The sequence below is a fragment of the Enterocloster sp. HCN-30185 genome (genome assembly GCF_037890305.1).
In the GTDB taxonomy this organism is placed as follows: Bacteria; Bacillota; Clostridia; order Lachnospirales; family Lachnospiraceae; genus Enterocloster.
The window spans coordinates 35,249-55,348 of record NZ_JBBKBT010000001.1 but is presented as its reverse complement, the minus strand read 5'-3'; the positions used below and the strand labels follow the sequence as shown (position 1 = coordinate 55,348).

The window sequence follows — 20,100 nt, the reverse complement described above, 5'->3', positions numbered from 1 at the left end:
AAATAAAAACAAAATAATTGTATTTTTAATTAACTGATATGTAAGATGGATTACATATAGTTTTTTATTGTCAATATTTTTTGTGCAAAATTTGTACTTATGTTAAAGATAAACAAAAAACATAGAAGAAAATCGTATAAAATTGAGTATTTAATATTCTGTATTTTTGTGCTAATATACAAGCGGGGTGTTAATAATACGTTAAGATTTTATATAAATCTGCAAATAACGTGTTAAGACTACAGAAACATTAAAAAGAGGAGGAGTTACAACTATGAGAAAGGTGAAAAAATTTATGGCTCTTGGTGCTGCAGCTGTAATGGCGGCCAGCATGTTGGCGGGATGTGGAGGTTCCGGATCGGCAGCAACAGAAGCGCAAAAAGAAAATGCTGCTCCGGTGTCTGCAGAAGCAGAAAAGGAAAAAGAGCCTGCTGGTGAAGCGGCATCAACAGAGGTGGAGAAAATCGATTTGGTATTCAGTCATATCAATGCAGAGACTCATACCTGGCATAAGATGGCTGAGAAATTCAAAGAACTGATTGAAGAAAAATCGGGAGGAAATATTACAGTTACTATTTATCCAAATAACCAGCTTGGTTCTGAGATTGAAACAGTACAGTCTGCAATTGCTGGTATGGGGGATTGCGATATTGTTCTGACTGGCGAATCTATGCAGACTTATGTTGAAGAGTTGGGTATCATTGGTATGCCATATGCTATTACCAGTGATGAACATATGGATGCGGTTCTGGAGGGTGATGTAGGTAAAGAACTGGAGGATCTGATGCTAAAGGCAGGTCTTAGAAGTTTAGGCGCTGTTAAGCGTGGACCACGTAACATTACTTCTAATAAGGAAATTCACACCCCAGATGATTTGAAGGGTTTTATTATTCGTACTCCAGAGTCAAAAATGACTATGGCAGCATTTGAAGCTATGGGTGCAAAGCCAACTCCGATGGCATTCTCTGAGATTTTCACATCCTTACAGCAGGGCGTTATCCATGGACAGGAGAATCCTCTTGCAAATATCTATGACGCATCTCTGTACGAAGTTCAGGATTATGTTATTGAAACAGAGCATCTGAGAGCGTGGGTTTATATGGCTATTTCCGAAGCAAGATTTTCAAGTTTTTCTCCAGAAGCGCAGGCTATGATTCAGGAGTGTGCTTCTGAGGCCATTGCTTATGAGCATGAGCTGTTCCTAGCGGACGAAGCTCAGTTAAAGAGCACTCTTGAAGAGAAAGGGATGACCTTCATTGAGGTTGACCAGACTCCATTTAAGGAGAAAGCTGTTTCTGGTGTGCTTGAGGTATTATCCGATAAACAGAAAGCAATCTATGAGAAGATGGTTGCTGCTGATCCGGCAAAATAATTCAGAGATATAAGGCAATGCCGGTTTCCTGTTAGACAGGAACCGGCATTCATTATGTGCGCTGCTATTAAAAGTATGCTGAGATTAATTCAGGAGGTAGTGTGAAAGAAAGTAGAGGAAAGCCATAGATTGGCGCACTTGAATAAGCTGTCTAAAGCAGGCAACTTTTTGAAGTGTTATAGAGTTAGGAAATTAGTTCAAGAAGCTAATGGTTCATCAGGAGGAAGTAACCCTTCTCGTTGCAATAGTTTCTTGGCTTGTTTGATAGCCTTCGCCTTTTGTTTTTCAACAAGAGCTACAGGCATGTCGATTTTGTAAAGATCGCTCGGATTCCACTGCTCACCAGTAGACAGCATCTGGTAGATGGCGGTAAGAATCATACGGGCAATAGCGATAATGGCTCTTTTCTTGCCACGACGTTTAACAAGAGATTCATATTTCTTTTTGTAGTAAGGAGATTTGTCAGATTTTACGGCTGCATGAGCACACTGTACTAATGCAGGTTTGAGGTAGACTCCGGCACGTGTAATCCGGACAGATTTCTTCTTACCAGCAGATTCATTGCTGCCAGGTGTTAAACCAGCCCAGCAACATAAACGTCTGGAACTTGAGAACTGAGACATATCAGTGCCAATTTCGGAGATGATAGTGATTGCACTATCACGTTTGACACCCGGAATGGTACAGAGGAACTGGACAGCATTTTCAAAATCAGTGTTAGAAGAAATCATATTTTCTATCATTTTATCAACATCATTGATTTCGGCTGTGATATAATCCATATGTGCGCGGACAAGGCGCATACGGTATTTTTGGGCATCAGTCATCTGATATCCTTCGACGGATTCTATAACAGCATCTTCTTTGGATTTGAGGCTCCGAAGAAGTTTTGATGCGATTTCTTCGTGGTTAATGGATGAACCCGATTGTTCAAGTAGATAGTCGATAATGGATGTGGATGACTTCCCAAAGATATCGGAAACAACAGAATCTAATGCAACATTGCAAACAGTAAGAGCATTCTGATATCTATTCTTTTCACTTGAACGGCAGGAAACAAGCTTGTAACGATAGCGAGTGTATTCCCTGAGAATACGGACTTTCTTGCAGGGAATATAACTGCCTTTGACAAGTCCAAGACGGAACAAATCCCCAATCCATTTAGAATCTTTTGTATCATCTTTGTTGCCTTTCACCGCCTTTACCCATTTAGGATTGGCAATGACAACATTGATATCATCTTCCAGAAGATTAAAGACAGGAACCCAGTATTTACCTGTGGATTCCATGCAGACATCATGGCAATCATTGTCGAGAAGCCATTGCTTGAATTCAAGAATTGAATTGTTAAAGGTGGAAAAACGCTCCTTTTGATAAGAAGGCTCAATGCCGCCGGTAGTTTTTACAATTGTGGCAACGAGAAAAGATTTGTGAACATCGACACCACAACAGGTTTGATAAGTAACTTTCATAGTCAGACTCCTTTCGTGAATGATAAGAAGCCATTGACTGAACTGCCACACAATTAAACGAAAGGCTTAAACAATTCTTAGTGTACGGATTCATGATGCCACTTATTTGTGCTTGAAAAGGCAGAACTTACACTGATTAATATGCTGTCTAAAACGAAGGAAGTTATTACAACTCCTCCTCCCGTGCTTTGTAGTGTAGCTTCTTGCAAACTATTTTACAGCACAGTGTAGAGAGTTGGAACACTTTCATTACTATTTGTGCCGCCAGCCGAAGGCGGCGGAATGGAGATTAGTATGAATAAAATTATTAACCAATATAAGCTTATTATGACTTATATCGGAATTATTGGTTTAGTTGGTTTTATTGGAAGTGTTTTGATTCAGGTTACTGCTCGTACCTTCCTTCCTACAGCTCCGAACTGGACAGAAGAGGCTGCACGTTTCTTGTTTATTTATATGGTTGCTTTTGGAGGAAATGCTGCAGTTATTACAGATGAATACGTTGGTGTAGAAATGTTGACAGAGATGTTTCCAAAGAGTGTTCAGAAAGGAATTAAAACACTTGTATTGGTAGCGCTAACAGCGTTTTCTGCATTTGTATTTTTGAAATGTGTGATGAGCAGTAAGGGTTTGATTGCAATTACACCGCCGGCGATGGTTTCCACAGCGTTGGAAATTCCGATGAAATATGTTTATATGTCGGAAGTAATTCTGTTTGGCTTTTATATGCTTAGCTTTTTGATGAGACTGTATATGTTATTTACTGAAAAGGAGGAGGCATAGGGTATGGTAGCTGTATTATTTATTACATTCATTGTATGTTTGGGACTGGGTGTGCCAGTTGCATTCAGCCTAGGGCTTTCTTCGCTAGTATATTTTATAGGAAATGATATGTCTCTGTATATGTTTGCCCAGAGATTTTTTGCAGGTCTGAATTCTTTTACACTGCTTTGTATTCCGGGCTTCGTATTTGCAGGATCTCTGATGAATCAGGGTGGTATCACAGAGCGTTTGATTGGTTTCTGTAATAAAATTGTTGGTCATATTACTGGCGGTCTGGCAATTGCGAACGTTGTTGCCTCCATGCTGTTTGCAGGTATTTCCGGTACGGCTCTAGCTGATACGGTAAGTGTGGGAGGTGTTTTGATTCCGTCTATGAAAAAAGAAGGCTATGATGCAGATTTCTCCTGTGCGGTAACTGCTGCATCTTCCTGTATTGGACCGATCATTCCTCCGTCTGTTCCTATGATTATGGCTGCAACCATGACAGGACTTTCCGTATCTAAGATGTTTGTTGCAGGTATGGTTCCTGGAATTTTGATGGGACTTGGTATGATTTTTGTTTCCTGGTATATTTCCAAGAAGCGCCATTATCCAAAAGCAGAGAGGCGGTCTACTTTAAAAGAAGTTTTGGTATCTGCGAAGGAATCCTTCTTTGCAATTCTGATGACTCTGATTATTCTATCCGGTATCTGCTTTGGTTTTGTAACGCCGACAGAGGCTTCTATTCTGGCAGTTGTATATGGTATTTTTGTTGGCTTCTTTATTTATAAAGAACTGACGATCCCGCGTCTGATTGAGAGTATGAAATCTACAGTTACCTCCAGTGCAGGTATCATGGTTTTGGTAGGTATGGCGAACGTATTTGCATATATCCTGACCAAAGAGCAGATTCCGCAGATGGTAGCAGATGCAATGTTGTCTCTGACCAGCAATAAATATATCATTCTTATTTTGATTAACCTGCTTTTGGTGTTTGTTGGTATGTTTATGGAAACCATCGCAGCAATCCTGATTCTGTTTCCAGTTCTTTTAAATCTGGTTCTTATGGTAGGCGTAGATCCAATTCAGTTCGGTGTTATGGTTGTATTGAATCTGGTTCTTGGTCTGTGTACTCCTCCGGTGGGGGTATGTTTGTTTGCAGCCACCAATATTGGTGAGACAAAGCTGACAGGAGTTGTTAAGGAATTGATTCCCTATCTGATTTCCAATTTCATCGTATTAGGACTTGTTACATTTGTACCGTTCCTGACATCTGGTATTGCAGAGATGCTTCTGGGCGCTTAAGGCTGTGCAGTTGAAAATGTATATAAAAATCACTGGATTGATTTTTCGACCCGGTGATTTTTTGATAAAATATGAAAAAGAAAGATATGAACAGGGACCGGTCATCTGGCCGGTCCCTGTTTCCAGGATAAAAGGTCTAAAAGGCATCTGGCTACGTCCTGATACCCAAGCTCGTAAACAAGCTGAAGTTTTTGCGGATCCTTTTCCATTCGTCCGATGGTAAGAGGCCTGCTGGGGCGGATCACAAAGGCCTGGCTGCTGTTTTCCAGAGACTCGATCTCATCCAGCGTCCGGTTGTACACGGATGGCCGGTTTTTAATGGCTTTTACAAAGGCAGGATAATGGCGGTAGCACAGTTCGGTAAGCCGGGTTCCCTCTGCTTTTTTCCGGTAACCCCTGTGGCGGGTAAGGACAACAACATTCCTTGGGTATCCAAGCTCCATAAAGGCTTTTACCGGGATGCTGTCCGTACAGCCGCCGTCTAGCAGCTTTTTCCCTCCGGCATGTACGATTTTTGATACCAGAGGCAGTGATGCAGAGGCCCGCAGATAGTCGATCTGCTGTTTCATGTCGGTCAGATGCAGATACTCCGGTTTTCCTGTTTCTACATTGCTGCAGCCTACATAAAATTCGGCCGGATTATTGTTAAAGGCTGTATAGTCATAAGGATCCAGCTTTTCCGGCAGCGTGTGGTAGCAGAACCGTTCTCCTGCGATGTCTCCGGTGAGGATAAGGTTTCTAACGCTCATAAAGCGAGGATCCTGACAGTATTTTTTATAATATCGGATGTTCCGCCCGCGCTGTCCGGAAAGAAAGCTGCAGCCGTGGATGGCTCCTGCGGATACTCCGATCACTCCGTCAAAGGTTACTCCCTGATCCATAAAGAGATCCAGCACGCCGGCTGTATAGATCCCGCGCATTCCGCCGCCTTCCAGCACAAGTCCTGTCTTTTGTTCCATTTTCTGATTCCTCCATTTGGCTTTGCCGGGCGGTTCTGTCCGGCAGGCATATCGTTTGAAATATATCCAGTATACCACACTTTTCCATCGGAAAACCTTTGTTTTTGCAGAAATATTATTGATAAAAATATGACAATATGAGATAATGGCATTACATGTGGGGAGACCCCTGTATAAAGGATAAAGAACATACAGACAGAGTGAAACGAATAACGGAGGGTGAAGTGAAAATGAAAGTAACAATATGTATTGGAAGCGCCTGCCATTTAAAGGGTTCCAGAGAGATTATTGAAAAGCTTCAGAAGCTTGTAAATGAAAACGGCCTGTCGGAACAGGTTGACTTAAACGGAGCTTTCTGCTCCGGAAACTGCGACCACGGCGTATGTGTGACTGTGGACGGAGAGTTATATTCATTGAAGCCGGAGGACACAGAAGCGTTTTTTGAAAACGAGATCAAAGGGAGACTGTGATTATGGGCATGGAAATCATTGATTTCAAGGCCACAAAATGTAAGCACTGCTATAAATGCGTCCGCTACTGCGAGGTAAAGGCCATCCAGGTCAAGGATGGACGAGCCGTGATCATGCCTGATAAATGTATTCTCTGCGGCCACTGCCTGAAGATATGTCCGCAGTCTGCAAAGACGCTCAGAAGCGATCTGGAGCTGGTGAAGGGCTGGATCGCAGCCGGCGAGAGGGTAGTGGTTTCCATTGCACCCTCTTATATGGGTCTGTTAAAATATAAGACCATCGGCCAGGTCCGTGGGGCACTGATCCGTCTGGGGTTTGAGGATGTGAGGGAAACATCCGAGGGCGCTGCCTATGTGACGGCAGAGTATGCCAGACTGCTTAAGGAGCATCAGATGGAAAATATCATTACTACCTGCTGCCCCAGTGTCAATGACCTGATCGAGATTTACTATCCGGAGCTGGTAAAATACCTTGCGCCGGTGGTATCTCCCATGATCGCCCACGGACGCATTTTAAAGGAAGAACTGGGGCGTGAGGTGAAGATAGTATTTTTAGGCCCCTGTATTGCAAAAAAGAAGGAGGCAAACGATCCTCGCCATGATAACTGCATTGATGCGGTCTTGAATTTCCGGGATATGAAAAAATGGCTGGATCAGGAGGAAATTTCCATTGAGGATTGTGAGGATATGCCCTTTACGGCCTTTGATCCCAAGGTAAACCGCCTGTATCCTGTTACAAACGGAGTGGTAAATTCGGTACTGGCTGAGGAAGAAAGCAGGGGAGACGGCTACCGCAAGTTCTATGTCCATGGGGAGACAAACTGTATTGACCTGTGCAGGAGCATGGCCAGGGGAGAGATCAAAGGGTGCTTTATTGAAATGAATATGTGCGCCGGCGGCTGTATTAAGGGGCCGACGGTAGATGATGAGGAGTTTATTTCACGCTTTAAAGTAAAGCTGGATATGGAGGAACGGATCTGCAGGGAGCCGGCCGACCGTTCCCAGATGGAGCATGCGGTTGAGGCAGTTTCTTTCAGAAAAGAGTTTTTAGACCGTTCGCCTAAAGATCCTATGCCGACGGAGGAGCAGATCCGCCAGATCCTGCGCATGACGAATAAATTTAAGCCAGAGGATGAGTTAAACTGCGGAGCCTGCGGTTATCCTACCTGTCGGGAAAAGGCGATCGCCGTATTCCAGCACAAGGCAGAGGTTTCCATGTGCATTCCCTATATGCATGAAAAGGCAGAATCCATGTCTAATCTGGTAATGGAAACTTCTCCCAATATTGTGCTCATTGTAGGGCCGGATATGCGGATTTTAGAGTATTCCGATGTGGGAGAGAAATACTTTGGAAAGACACGCTCAGAGGCTCTTGAGATGTATCTGTATGAATTTATTGATCCGGTGGATTTCCAGTGGGTATTCGATACCCATCAGAATATCCATGGAAAGCGGGTCAGCTATCCGGAGTACCATTTGTCCACACTCCAGAACATTGTATACATAGAAAAGGAAAATGCAGTGCTTGCTACCTTTATTGATATCACCCGTGAGGAGGAACTGGCTCAGGAGGATTATGAGAAGAAGCTGGAAACTATTGATCTGGCTCAGAAGGTGATCCACAAGCAGATGATGGTGGCTCAGGAGATTGCAGGCCTTCTGGGAGAAACGACGGCGGAAACCAAAACTACCTTAAGCAAACTGTGCCGTTCTCTGTTAGACGATTCCTCTCTCCATGAGGAGGATGAAATGGAACCGCCTTTGGGAAATGTCCATATGGGAAGCGGGGCGGTTCCACTAAGCGGTGTGATGACAAGGGATTCCCTGGGAGGCGGTGCTCCAAGGCAGGCAGGAGCACAGGCTGTCATTTCAGGAGCGACGGGTATACGGCCGGGAGCATCGGGAGCATCCGCCTCCAAGGCGGACAGCTCTGAAACGGCAGAGAAGCCGGCGGGCTATGTCCATCTGGGGAGCATCCGGCCTAAGCCTCCGGGCTTTGGGAGGTAGCGCATGGAGATAACGGTAGATGTTGCTTACAAAAGCCTGAACAAGTACAGTGAGATCCTCTGCGGCGACAAGGTGGAAATTCTTCAGACAGAGGATTCCAATATTATGATTCTGGCCGACGGTATGGGAAGCGGGGTCAAGGCCAATATTTTATCTACTCTTACCTCAAAAATCCTGGGAACCATGTTTTTAAACGGAGCTACCCTGGAGGAATGTGTGGATACCATCAGTGAGACCCTTCCCATCTGCCAGGTGCGCCAGGTGGCCTACTCTACCTTCAGCATTTTGCAGGTTTTCCATAATGGAGACGCCTATCTGGTAGAGTATGACAATCCGGGCTGCATTTTTATCCGGGACGGAAAACTGATGGAAATTCCCCAGAACATCCGGGAACTTCAGGGAAAACGGATCAATGAATACCGTTTTAAGGTGCAGAAGGGAGACGCTTTAATCCTTATGAGCGACGGCACCATTCATGCGGGAGTTGGCGATCTTTTAAACTTTGGATGGCTGTGGAAGGATATAGCGGACTATGCGGTGCGCCAGTATCAGATCACCGTTTCCGCCATGCGTCTGGCTGCATCCATCAGCCGTGCCTGTGACGAGCTGTACCAGTTTCATCCGGGAGACGATACCACAGTGGCCTGTATGCGCATCATAAACAGCAAGCCGGTTCATCTGATGACTGGTCCGGCCCGAAATCCAGAGGATGATACAGCCATGGTAGAGGATTTTATGTCCGATCCCAATGCCGCGACCATTGTATGCGGCGGCACCAGCGCTACCATTGTGTCACGGGTTCTGAACCGGAAGCTGGATGTATCGCTGGACTATGTGGATCCGGAGATTCCGCCCATTGCCTATATGGACGGAGTAGATCTGGTGACAGAAGGCGTCCTTACGCTGAACCGCGTGCTGCAGCTTTTGCGGCGGTATGTAAAGAATGAAACCGTATCGGAGGATTTTTTTGAGGAATTGGATAAGCCCAATGGCGGCTCCATGGTGGCAAAGATCCTGATCGAGGACTGTACGGAGGTTCATCTGTATGTGGGAAAGGCCATCAACAGTGCCTATCAGAATCCGGGTCTTCCTTTTGATCTGGGAATCCGCCAGAATCTGGTGGAGCAGCTGCGCCATCTGATCGAGGATATGGGAAAAAAGGTGGTTATCACCTATTATTAAGTTGGCAATGGGCCCTTTGGGCCTTCCAAGATATATATTTGCTGTCTGGACGCTTAGAACAGGCGTCCGGGATTATGAATGGAGGAAATGAAAAATGGTAACAAATGATGCAACGATCCTGCGCCTGAAACATGACGTGCTCTATGAGGTCGCGAAAGCTGCATGGGAGGGAAATCTGGAGGAAAAAAGGGATGAGATCCCCTATGATATGATTCCGGGCCCTCAGGCCAGCTACCGCTGCTGTATTTACAAGGAGCGTGAGATCATCAAGCAGAGAGTCCGTCTGGCAGAAGGCAAGTGCCCTACAGGAAGAGACAGTTCCAATGTGGTTCAGGTCATTAACGCAGCCTGCGAGGAGTGTCCCATTGCGTCCTATATTGTCACAGATAACTGCCGCAAGTGTATGGGAAAGGCCTGCCAGAATTCCTGTAATTTTGGAGCCATCACCATGGGTCACGACCATGCCTATATTGATCCAAATAAGTGCAAGGAGTGCGGCAAGTGCGCACAGGCCTGTCCTTATAATGCGATCGCCCATCTGGAGCGCCCATGCAAAAAGGTCTGTCCGGTAGATGCGATCACATATGACGAGTATGGCATCTGTGTGATCGATGAAAAGAAGTGTATCCAGTGCGGCGCCTGTATCCACAGCTGCCCCTTTGGAGCTATTGGTTCCAAGACCTTTATGGTAGATGTGATCCGTCTGATCAAGGCAGGCAAGAAGGTAGTCGCCATGGTGGCGCCCGCGACGGAAGGACAGTTCGGATCGGATATCACCATGGAGAGCTGGCGCGTGGCCTTAAAGCAGATGGGCTTTGCAGACATGGTTGAAGTGGCTCTGGGCGGCGACATGACGGCAGCTTATGAGGCAGAGGAGTGGGCAGAGGCCTACAAAGAGGGCAAGAAGATGACTACATCCTGCTGCCCCGCATTTGTAAATATGATCAAGCAGCATTTCCCTATGCTTCTTGACAATATGTCAACTACCGTATCACCTATGTGCGCCGTATCCAGACTGTTAAAGAGCCAGGATCATGATGTAGTGACTGTATTTATTGGCCCGTGTATTGCGAAAAAGAGTGAGAGCCTGGATCTGAATATTGAGGGAAATGCAGATTATGTTATGACCTTTGGCGAGATCCGCGCCATGATGCGCGCCAAGGGTGTAGAGCTGCAGCCCGCAACGAACGAGTATCAGGAAGGCTCTGTATTCGGAAAGCGTTTTGGAAACGGCGGAGGCGTAACGGCGGCTGTTGTAGAGTGCATGAAGGAGAGAGAAGAAAACTTTGACGCAAAGGTACTTCGCTGCAATGGAGGAGCCGAGTGTAAAAAGGCGCTTCTTCTCATGAAGGTAGGCCGTCTGCCTGAGGACTTTGTTGAGGGCATGGTCTGCGCAGGGGGCTGTGTCGGCGGCCCCAGCAAGCATAAGGGTGAGACAGAGGCAAAGAAGGCCAGAGACCAGCTGATCGGAGAGGCAGATGACAGAAGAATTCTGGAAAATCTGAATAAATATCCCATGGATCAGTTCTCTATGCACAGACATTAAAAAGAAATCCGGGAGGCGGATATGCTTCCCGGATTTCTTTTTAAAAGAATAAAAACAAGAGAAAGGAAGAATGATTATTTATGCATGGAATTTTATACGGCGTAGGCGTAGGACCGGGAGATCCAAGGCTTATGACCTTTCTTGCGGCAGAAACTATAAAAAAATGTGAGGTTCTGGCTGTCCCTGCCCGGACAAGAGAGCAGGCAGTGAGTTACCAGATTGCCAGAGGGCTTCTGCCTGAGCTGGATCAAAAGGCGTGTCTTTCTCTCGCAGTTCCCATGACAAAGGACAGGACGGTTTTAAACGCAGCCTATGAGCAGGCCGCAGATCTGGTAGAGGAGCAGTTAAAAGCAGGAAAGGACGTAGCCTGCCTGACCCTGGGCGATCCTACAATATACAGCACCTATATTTATCTTCACCGTATCATAAAGGCCAGAGGCTACGAAACACAGATCATAAGCGGCGTTCCCTCCTTTTGTGCGGTCAGCGCCCGTCTCGGAGACAGCCTCGCGGATCGGTCTGAGCAGCTTCATATCGTTCCTTCTGCTTACGGAGTGGAGGAGACTCTGTCCCTTTCCGGCACAAAGGTACTTATGAAGGCAGCCTCTAAAATGGATACGGTGAAAAAAACGCTGCTGGAACAGAAGGCAGGGGCAGTTATGGTGGAAAACTGCGGCATGGAAAATGAAATGATTTTCAGAGGAACAGAGCAAATTCCGGATCAGGCAGGGTATTATTCGATTATTGTGGTAAAAGAACAACAAAAATGGTAAAAATAGGGTGGTTTTCGTTAAAATGTCTGCGATGGTAAATAGTGGGCGGTCAAATGTACGCCGGTGCTTGACACAAGGCGGTATTTGATGGTAAAATACATCACTAGATGGCAGAGGGTCATACTGTTTTTGACAGTTTTTGAACACGGCTCCTTGTCTTTTATCTATGAAAGGAGAATATGCACTATGAGAAAAAATGCAGCAAAAATTGCAGCTCTTATGCTGGGCGCAGCGATGGCTCTTACAGCCTGCGGCGGCGGACAGAGCACTGGAAATGGTGGGGGAAACACCAGTGCCGGAGGTAATGCAGGTTCTGGAAGCAGTACTCAGGCAGAGGAAAGTGATAAGAATGCAATTAAGGATCTGGTAACCTATGAAGCTCCAAATAGAGAGCAGGAAGGATTTTTTATTCTGAATACAGAGAAGGCAGCTGACTTAAATATACTCTGTAATCTCTATGCACCACTTATCGAGGTAGATGAAAACGGTAAATTAAGACCGGCAGTTGCCAAGGAATGGGGAACGGAGGACGGCGGCCTTACCTGGACCTTTAAGCTGAGAGACGATGTTAAGTGGGTTGATATCAACGGCAATGTAAAGGCTGACTGTACAGCTCAGGACTGGATTACCGCAATGGAGTGGGTATTAAACTTCCACAAGAACGGATCCAACAACACATCGATGCCTTTGGCTCTGATTAAGGGGGCTGAGGATTATTACAATTATACCAGGGAGCTTTCCGCAGAAGAGGCCAAGGCTCTTGATACATCCAAGATGCTGGAGATGGTAGGCATTGAGGCTCCGGATGATTATACCCTGATCTATCACTGTGCGCTCAACGCTCCTTACTTTGATACCGTATGTACATCAGCCTGCATGTATCCTATCTCCCAGGCTCTGATTGATGAGCTGGGCGTTGATAACATGGTCGGCATGACAAACGAAACCATGTGGTATACAGGTCCCTATTTTGAGACAACCTTTACCATGAACAACGAAAAGATCCTTACAAAGAATGAAAATTATTTTGATAAGGATGCAAAGCTGTTTGATACAGTTACCGTCCGTATGGTAGACGGCACTCAGTTATATCAGCTGTGGCAGAATGGCGAGCTGGACAACATCGCTCTGGCAGAGGCTGACTTAAGAACGATTTACAATGATGACAGCAATGAATGGAAGCCCTATCTGAGCGAGACAAGACCGAAAAAGTATTCCTACCAGATGCACTTTAATTTTGACAAGTTCAAGGATGACGGTTCAGCAGATGAAAACTGGAACAAGGCAGTTGCAAACGAAGCCTTCCGCCTTTCTTTATACTACGGACTGGATCTGAGAAACTACTGGTCAAGAACTAACTTTATCGAGCCTCTTCACTGCGAGAATGTGGGCTACACTATGAAGGGTCTCCTGTATTACTCTGACGGCACCGATTATGCTGCAAAGGTAGAGGAGAAGATGGGATTTGCCCCTTCTGACGGCGAGAACCCAAGACGTTTCGATGCTGCAAAGGCAGAAGCGTATAAGAAGCAGGCGATGGAAGAACTGGCTGCCAAGGGCGTTTCCTTCCCGGTAGAGATGGATTACTACATCATCGCAGGCAATCAGGATGCTCTTGATAAGGCAACCGTATTAAAGCAGACCTTCGCTGAGTGCCTGGGAGCAGAGTATGTGAACTTAAACATCAAAACCTTTGTTTCCAGTCAGACCAAGGAGGTCGTACAGCCTGGTCTGGGCTCCTTCTATATCAGCGGCTGGGGAGCTGACTACGGTGATCCTGCAAACTTCATTGACCAGGAACGTTACGGCTATGACGGCGCTTACTACTCCAACAACTATTCCAGAATTAATAATGCAACGGATGAAGACCTGATTGCAACCTACAAGGAGTTCTCCGCTCTGGCAGAGGCAGCAGGTGCTATCTATGATGAACCTGACAAGCGTTATGATGCATATGTAGACGCTGAGGTATATCTCTTACAGCATGCGCTTACGATTCCTATGGAGTATGAGATTCAGTGGCAGCTGACCAAGATCAACGATTACTCCAAGATGAACGCCATGTACGGTATTCAGAACTACACGTATAAGAACTGGAAGACTTCTGTAGACGCCTATACTACAGAACAGTACAAGGAATTCCAGGCAGCATCTGAGGCGAAATAATATATGGTAAAATATACCGCCAAACGACTGCTTCAGTCCCTGATTACAGTGCTGGTTGTCGCCACCATCGTGTTCCTGCTTATGCGTATGCTTCCCACAGATTACTACTTTACAGAGGATCAGGTAATGAAGCTTACGGAAGAGCAGAAGAACGCGCAGCTGGAGGCAGCCGGCCTGTTAGATCCGATGGAACAGCAGCTGGGCCGTTTTTATGGGCAGCTTCTGCGGTTGGACTTCGGTACATCCCGCAGAATTCAGAACGGCGCTCCTGTTCTTAAGGTAATCGGAACTAAATTTTCCGTATCTATGCGTCTGGGGTGTATTGCCCTGGTGATTGCTCTTTTAATCGGCGTAACCATGGGTATTATCCAGTCCAGAAATAAGGACCGGATGCTGGATCATGTGGGAACGGCGTACACGGTTTTTGTAAATGCTGTTCCGCCGCTGGTATCCTACTCGCTGGTGCTGGCCTTTGGCGCCAATTTGCTGAACCTTCCGGCGCTGTATTCCACCAGAAATGCCACCCGCTCCAGCATCCTTCCGATCGTATGCCTTGCGTTAACCTCCATTGCCCACTATGCGCTGTGGACCAGACGATATATGGTAGACGAGCTGAATAAGGATTATATTAAGCTTGCCAGGATCAAGGGTATGTCCTCTAAGAATATTATGGTAAAACATGTTCTGAAAAATGCCTTTGTCCCTCTGGTACAGTATATTCCGGCGTCTTTCCTTTTGACCATCAGCGGTTCTCTCCTGGTAGAGCGTTTCTTCTCTGTTCCGGGTATGGGTCCCCTGCTGACAGACGCCATTACACGCTACGACTTAAATGTAGTTCAGACTCTGGTTATTATTTATGCCGCTCTGGGAATTATCGGTGTATTCCTGGGCGATATTCTGATGATGACCCTGGACCCGAGAATTAAACTGACAGACAAAGGAGGCAGCCGTTGATGAACAACGATACACAAAAGGATAAATTCCGGTTTGTGGAATATTCCGCAGATGCGGCAGAGCGAATCGGCTATTCCGATTACTCCTACTGGAAGTCTGTTTTTCAGAACTTTTTCAAGAAGAAATCCGCCGTTGTTATGGCGGGTGTCTTCTTTGCACTGGTAATCTTTTCCTTTATTGCGCTGAGCATTGGAAAGTATAACTACTCTGAGGCTCAGATCATGGCAAATTCGTCTCTGGCATTTACAAAGCCAAACAGCGAATTCTGGTTTGGAACAGATAATCTGGGCCGTGATTACTGGTGTCAGGTATGGTATGCGGCTCAGGTTTCCATTAAGCTGGCTCTGATCGTTGCAGCAGGAGAGTGCGTCATCGGCGTAATCATCGGCTGTATCTGGGGCTATGTGCGCAGCCTGGATCGCATCTTTACCGAGATTTACAATGTAATTAACAATATTCCGATTATTATTTACATGACTCTGGCAGCCCTTGTCTTTGGACAGAGCTTCCGCAATATGGCTCTTGCCATGATTGCCTTCGGCTGGCTGGTAATGGCAAGAAACGTGCGGAACCTGGTGCTCATGTACCGTGACCGGGAATATAATCTGGCTTCCAGATGTCTTGGCACTCCCGTATGGAGAATTCTGCTTAAGAACATTTTCCCATATCTGATCAGTGTGGTAATTCTTCGTCTGGCCCTGTCCATTCCACAGACCATTGCTCTTGAGTCCACACTGTCCTATCTGGGCCTGGGACTGGATGTAAATACGCCTTCTTTAGGTATTCTTTTAAGAAATGCCAGAAACTATTTCCTTCAGTATCCATACCTTCTTGTGTTCCCGGCGGTGATCGTATCTCTTATTACAATCACCTTCTATCTGGTGGGCAACGCCTTCTCAGATGCGGCAGATCCAAGAAATCATGTATAGAACGGAGGAAATGTTCATGGCAAATATGGAAAGAGAACCGATCTTATCTGCCAGAGACGTAGAGATCTCCTTCAGCCTGCGGGGCAAAAAGTTAAATGCCATCCGCAGATGCTCCCTGGATTTATACCAGGGGGAGACGCTTGCCATTGTAGGTGAGTCCGGCTCCGGCAAATCGGTATTTACCAAATCCTTCCTGGGAATGCTGGATGCCAATGGTTCCATTACCGGCGGCTCCATCCTGTTTGAGGGAAAGGATCTGGCAAAGTATAAGACAGAAAAGGACTGGATGACCATCAGAGGAAAGAAAATCTCCATGGTTATGCAGGATCCTATGACCTCGCTGAACCCTCTTAAAAAGATTGGCCGTCAGATTGAGGAAAGTATAGAATTAAATCAGGGCATTAAGGGGCCGGAGGCAAAGAAGATGGCTCTGGAGATGCTCAAAAAGGTAGGGATTCCTGATCCGGAGCGCCGGTATCAGCAGTATCCCCATGAATTTTCCGGCGGTATGAGACAAAGGGTGGTAATCGCAATCGCCGCGGCTTGTCGCCCTCAGATCCTGATCTGCGACGAGCCGACGACGGCTCTTGATGTTACCATTCAGGCACAGATCTTAAACCTGATCCGCGATCTGCAGAAGGAACTGAACATGACGGTTATCTACATTACACATGACCTGGGCGTAGTTGCCAATGTGGCCGACCGTGTGGCTGTTATGTACGCAGGACAGATCGTAGAGTATGGTAAGGTGGATGAGATATTTTATGATGCATGGCATCCATATACCTGGGCGCTTCTTTCCGCCCTGCCTCAGCTGGGTATCAAGGGAGAGGAGCTTCCAACCATTGAGGGAACGCCGCCAAACCTGTTTAATGAGATCAAGGGAGACGCCTTTGCTCCCAGAAACCGTATGGCGCTTGCCATTGATTTTGAGGAGGAGCCTCCATTTTTCGATGTGAGTCCTACCCACAAGGCAAAGACCTGGTATCTGGATCCAAGGGCTCCGAAGATCGAACAGCCGGATTCCATCCGCAAACTCCGTGAAAAAATGAAAGGAAGAGGGTAAGACGCAATGGCAGAGAAAGAAAAACTGATAGAAATCAAAGACCTGCAGATTACCTTCGGAAGCGGCAAAAGGAAGTTTGTAGCTGTTGACCATGTAAACTTTGACATTTATAAGGGAGAGACCTTTTCGCTGGTAGGCGAGTCCGGATCTGGAAAGACTACCATCGGACGAGCTATTACCCGGATCAATCCTGTATCCGGCGGAGAAATCCTTTACCGGGGAGAGCGCATCAGCGGAAAAATTTCAAAGGAACTGGACCGCAAGGTGGTTAAGTCCTGCCAGATGATCTTCCAGGATCCTATGGCTTCCTTAAATGAACGGGCCAAGGTAGACTACATTGTTTCAGAGGGACTGATCAATTTCCATCTTTACAAGGATGAAACTGACAGAAAGAGAAAGGTAGAGCATGCGCTCCGTGAGGTAGGACTTCTGCCGGAGTTTGCTTCCCGCTTCCCCCATGAATTCTCCGGCGGCCAGCGCCAGCGTATCGGTATTGCCAGGGCGTTGATCATGGAACCGGAATTTGTGGTGGCGGATGAGCCGATTTCCGCTCTGGACGTATCCATCCGTGCTCAGGTATTAAACCTGTTAAATCATTTAAAGCAGACCAGAGGCCTGACCTATCTGTTCATTGCCCATGATCTTTCCGTGGTACGGTTTATTTCCGACCGGATTGCGGTTATCCACAAAGGAAGGATCGTGGAGCTGGCAGAGGCAGAAGAACTGTTCCTTCATCCGTTCCATCCTTATACCAAGGCGCTGCTGTCGGCGGTGCCGATCCCGGATCCGGAACTGGAAAAGAAAAAGAAGCTTCTGGTTTATGATCCGTCCATCCATGATTACAGCACAGATAAGCCTGTCTGGGAAGAAATTCTGCCTGGCCATTTTGTCTGGGGCAATCAGAGAGAACTGGAAGGATATCGGAAAGAGATCGAAGGATAAAATGCAATGAATAAAAAAGGTTCGTTATTTAAAACTTATATGATACGGCCCGTTTTATACAAATGCGTAACAAGAGCCGCCCTTGCTGTAACTGCCCTTCTTCTGTGGGACAGATTTATAAATACAGCGGGGCGGTTCTCGCTGCTTAGAGACGGCTGTCTCACGGCAGGGCTTTTATTTTTCTGTATGGCCTGGTTTTCCTATCTCCATCTGGACGGGGTAACAATCCACCATATGCTGGAGGAGCGGAAGAAAAAGAAGCTGGTGAGAAAAAGCTATACGGACATTGTGGATTTTGCAGATGAGCATATTGTGTCCTATGAGGAATTATCAGAAGAGGAGCGGACTGTATGCAGTCTGGCAGCCAGCCTAATCTGCGGCGCCCTTTTTATGCTTCCCTGGCTGGTGAAGTTCCTGGGAGATTTTTTGTGAGAAATGGAAATTTTTAATAAAAAGAATTGTCGCTGTTTCTGCAACATATGTCCTTGACAAACGGTCAGTGAAATATTATACTAAAAAAAGTGTAAAATCGAATGTTTATACAAAAGCACAGGAGGATGTAATTATGAAAAAGAGATTTGCGGTAGTCGTATGTTTAATTGCAGCTGCACTTTCTTTGTCAGCCTGCGGCGGTTCCGGTCAGACGGAAACAACGGCAGCAGCAGAAAGCGCTACTGTGGCGCCGGCAGCAGGAGCACCGGCTGGCGGCAAGGTTGTAAGAGTCGCAGCAGTTGATCCACAGGTGGCTCTGGATCCCCAGCAGTATACCTATAGTATTGTTATGAAGATCACAGACAATGTAACAGAGTCTCTGATTACTACGATGGAAGACGGAAGTCTGGAGCCTAATCTTCTTACCGCTCTTCCGGAGGTATCCGAGGACGGCATGACCTACAGCTTCGAGCTGCTTCCCGATGTGAAGTTCCACAATGGGGAGACTTTAAAGGCCTCTGATGTAAAGTATTCCTTTGAGCGTCTGGTAAAGCTTACAAAGATGGCAACTCTGATGGAGAATGTAGAGGGCTATAAAGAACTGGCTGACGGCGCAGCTGAGGAGATGTCCGGTATTCAGGTACAGGATGATACTCATTTTACCATCAAGCTGGTTAAGCCATACGCGCCATTCACTTCCGTTCTTTCTACCGGATACTGTGCGATTTATCCTGAGGCAGCCTGCGAGGAAGCTGGAGATACCTGGGGTATGCAGGTATTATACGGAACCGGTCCTTTCAAGATGGACAGCTATCAGAGCGGCGTAGGCGTTGTACTGTCAAGATTTGATGATTACCACGGTGGCGCTGTGAAGTTAGACGGACTGGACTACAAATTTATCGAAGATGTAAATACACAGGTACTGGAATACCAGAAGGGCAATGTAGATTATGTAGATGTGGATCCTTCCATTTACCCCGTATACTCCAGTAATCCCCAGATCAAGGATCAGATGCACGGCTTCCAGCCTACCGGAAACTATACTCTGACCTTAAATGCAAAGACCTTCCCGGATCCAAAGGTAAGACAGGCAATCGCTCTTTCTATCGACCGCAAGTCGATCTGTGAGAGCATCCTTCACGGAACAGCAACCGTTCCTACTTCCTACATTCCGGCAGGCATCATCGGACATGACGAGACTCTTCCTGAGTTCGAGTACAATCCGGAGCAGGCAAAGGCTCTTTTAGCGGAAGCCGGCTATCCGGACGGAATTGATCTGCGTGTGACTGTAAATACCAAGTATCAGGGTAACGTTGCAATCGTTACTGCATTCCAGCAGCAGGCAAAGGCAGCCGGCATCCGGGTTGAGGTTGAGCAGGTTGACTCCGCTGCATGGTCTGATATGAAGAAGAACGGCGGTGTTGACTGCGGTATTGCCAACTGGTATGTAGATTACTCCGATCCTGAGAGTATGCTTTATCCGATGACTAAGACAGATTCCAACTCCAGCTTCTGGCACAATGCAGAATTTGATCAGCTTCTGGAAGATGGAATCGCAACTACAGATCCGGCCGAGCGTCAGGAGATTTACGCAAAGGCAGAACACATCATGACAAGAGAGGACTGGGCAACCACACCTCTGTACAATGAAACAAAGTTCTATCTTTTAAATCCGAAGATCACCGGCTTTGAGATGAATGCTACCTTCCGTATGTTCTGGAAGAACGCGGATATTCAGCAGTAATCCATGTGAAACAGGGGGGC

At 46.4% G+C, this 20,100-nt stretch carries 17 protein-coding genes; 15 read left to right on the top strand and 2 right to left on the bottom strand.

Annotation, left to right across the window (positions count from 1 at the left end; genetic code table 11):
• The first annotated feature begins 274 nt into the window (after nucleotides 1-274).
• A complete protein-coding gene (locus WKT10_RS00235) occupies nucleotides 275-1,372 on the top strand; it encodes a TRAP transporter substrate-binding protein (protein WP_340274664.1) in 1,098 nt (365 codons plus the stop codon).
• A 197-nt stretch (nucleotides 1,373-1,569) separates the two neighbouring features.
• Here the strand turns inward: WKT10_RS00235 and WKT10_RS00230 are convergent, their stop codons facing one another.
• Entirely contained in the window at nucleotides 1,570-2,844 is a 1,275-nt protein-coding gene (locus WKT10_RS00230) for an IS110 family transposase (protein WP_340274662.1), read from the bottom strand.
• Nucleotides 2,845-3,138: 294 nt separating this feature from the next.
• On the opposite strand from WKT10_RS00230, the gene WKT10_RS00225 reads away from it, so the two are divergent.
• Nucleotides 3,139-3,627: a TRAP transporter small permease gene (locus WKT10_RS00225; RefSeq protein ID WP_340274660.1), complete on the top strand. Its 489-nt coding sequence runs from the start codon at nucleotides 3,139-3,141 to the stop codon at nucleotides 3,625-3,627.
• Nucleotides 3,628-3,630: 3 nt separating this feature from the next.
• Nucleotides 3,631-4,911: a TRAP transporter large permease gene (locus tag WKT10_RS00220; RefSeq protein WP_340274658.1), complete on the top strand. Its 1,281-nt coding sequence runs from the start codon at nucleotides 3,631-3,633 to the stop codon at nucleotides 4,909-4,911.
• A 101-nt stretch (nucleotides 4,912-5,012) separates the two neighbouring features.
• Here WKT10_RS00220 and WKT10_RS00215 read toward each other — a convergent pair whose 3' ends face one another.
• Nucleotides 5,013-5,870 (bottom strand): patatin-like phospholipase family protein, encoded by an 858-nt coding sequence (locus tag WKT10_RS00215; protein WP_340274656.1) that lies wholly within the window; start codon nucleotides 5,868-5,870, stop codon nucleotides 5,013-5,015.
• Nucleotides 5,871-6,100: 230 nt separating this feature from the next.
• On the opposite strand from WKT10_RS00215, the gene WKT10_RS00210 reads away from it, so the two are divergent.
• From WKT10_RS00210 to WKT10_RS00155, 12 genes are all read left to right on the top strand, one after another.
• Nucleotides 6,101-6,340 carry a (2Fe-2S) ferredoxin domain-containing protein gene (locus WKT10_RS00210; RefSeq protein ID WP_066545236.1) on the top strand — a complete coding sequence of 80 codons (240 nt, stop codon included), beginning with the start codon at nucleotides 6,101-6,103 and terminating at the stop codon, nucleotides 6,338-6,340.
• 2 nt (nucleotides 6,341-6,342) lie between these two features.
• Nucleotides 6,343-8,346, top strand: coding sequence for a [Fe-Fe] hydrogenase large subunit C-terminal domain-containing protein (locus tag WKT10_RS00205; protein ID WP_340274651.1), 2,004 nt, complete (start codon nucleotides 6,343-6,345; stop codon nucleotides 8,344-8,346).
• 3 nt (nucleotides 8,347-8,349) lie between these two features.
• Complete coding sequence (locus WKT10_RS00200) at nucleotides 8,350-9,528, top strand: SpoIIE family protein phosphatase (protein WP_337434046.1); 1,179 nt, start codon at nucleotides 8,350-8,352, stop codon at nucleotides 9,526-9,528.
• Between the two features lie 94 nt (nucleotides 9,529-9,622).
• Nucleotides 9,623-11,074 carry a 4Fe-4S dicluster domain-containing protein gene (locus tag WKT10_RS00195; RefSeq protein WP_340274646.1) on the top strand — a complete coding sequence of 484 codons (1,452 nt, stop codon included), beginning with the start codon at nucleotides 9,623-9,625 and terminating at the stop codon, nucleotides 11,072-11,074.
• An 80-nt stretch (nucleotides 11,075-11,154) separates the two neighbouring features.
• Nucleotides 11,155-11,847, top strand: a complete 693-nt coding sequence (cobI, locus tag WKT10_RS00190; RefSeq protein WP_340274644.1) for a precorrin-2 C(20)-methyltransferase — start codon at nucleotides 11,155-11,157, stop codon at nucleotides 11,845-11,847.
• A gap of 186 nt (nucleotides 11,848-12,033) precedes the next feature.
• Nucleotides 12,034-14,013 (top strand): ABC transporter substrate-binding protein, encoded by a 1,980-nt coding sequence (locus tag WKT10_RS00185; RefSeq protein ID WP_337434241.1) that lies wholly within the window; start codon nucleotides 12,034-12,036, stop codon nucleotides 14,011-14,013.
• A gap of 3 nt (nucleotides 14,014-14,016) precedes the next feature.
• Nucleotides 14,017-14,967 (top strand): ABC transporter permease, encoded by a 951-nt coding sequence (locus WKT10_RS00180; protein ID WP_066544161.1) that lies wholly within the window; start codon nucleotides 14,017-14,019, stop codon nucleotides 14,965-14,967.
• Nucleotides 14,967-15,896, top strand: a complete 930-nt coding sequence (gene oppC, locus WKT10_RS00175; RefSeq protein WP_066544158.1) for an oligopeptide ABC transporter permease OppC — start codon at nucleotides 14,967-14,969, stop codon at nucleotides 15,894-15,896. The genes WKT10_RS00180 and oppC overlap by 1 nt, the downstream gene beginning before the upstream one ends.
• Nucleotides 15,897-15,921: 25 nt before the next feature.
• A complete protein-coding gene (locus WKT10_RS00170) occupies nucleotides 15,922-16,962 on the top strand; it encodes an ABC transporter ATP-binding protein (protein ID WP_296038500.1) in 1,041 nt (346 codons plus the stop codon).
• Between the two features lie 6 nt (nucleotides 16,963-16,968).
• A complete protein-coding gene (locus tag WKT10_RS00165) occupies nucleotides 16,969-17,904 on the top strand; it encodes an ATP-binding cassette domain-containing protein (RefSeq protein ID WP_066544157.1) in 936 nt (311 codons plus the stop codon).
• Between the two features lie 6 nt (nucleotides 17,905-17,910).
• Nucleotides 17,911-18,336, top strand: coding sequence for a hypothetical protein (locus WKT10_RS00160; RefSeq protein ID WP_296038491.1), 426 nt, complete (start codon nucleotides 17,911-17,913; stop codon nucleotides 18,334-18,336).
• Nucleotides 18,337-18,469: 133 nt separating this feature from the next.
• Entirely contained in the window at nucleotides 18,470-20,080 is a 1,611-nt protein-coding gene (locus WKT10_RS00155) for an ABC transporter substrate-binding protein (RefSeq protein ID WP_296038490.1), read from the top strand.
• Nucleotides 20,081-20,100: the final 20 nt, after the last annotated feature.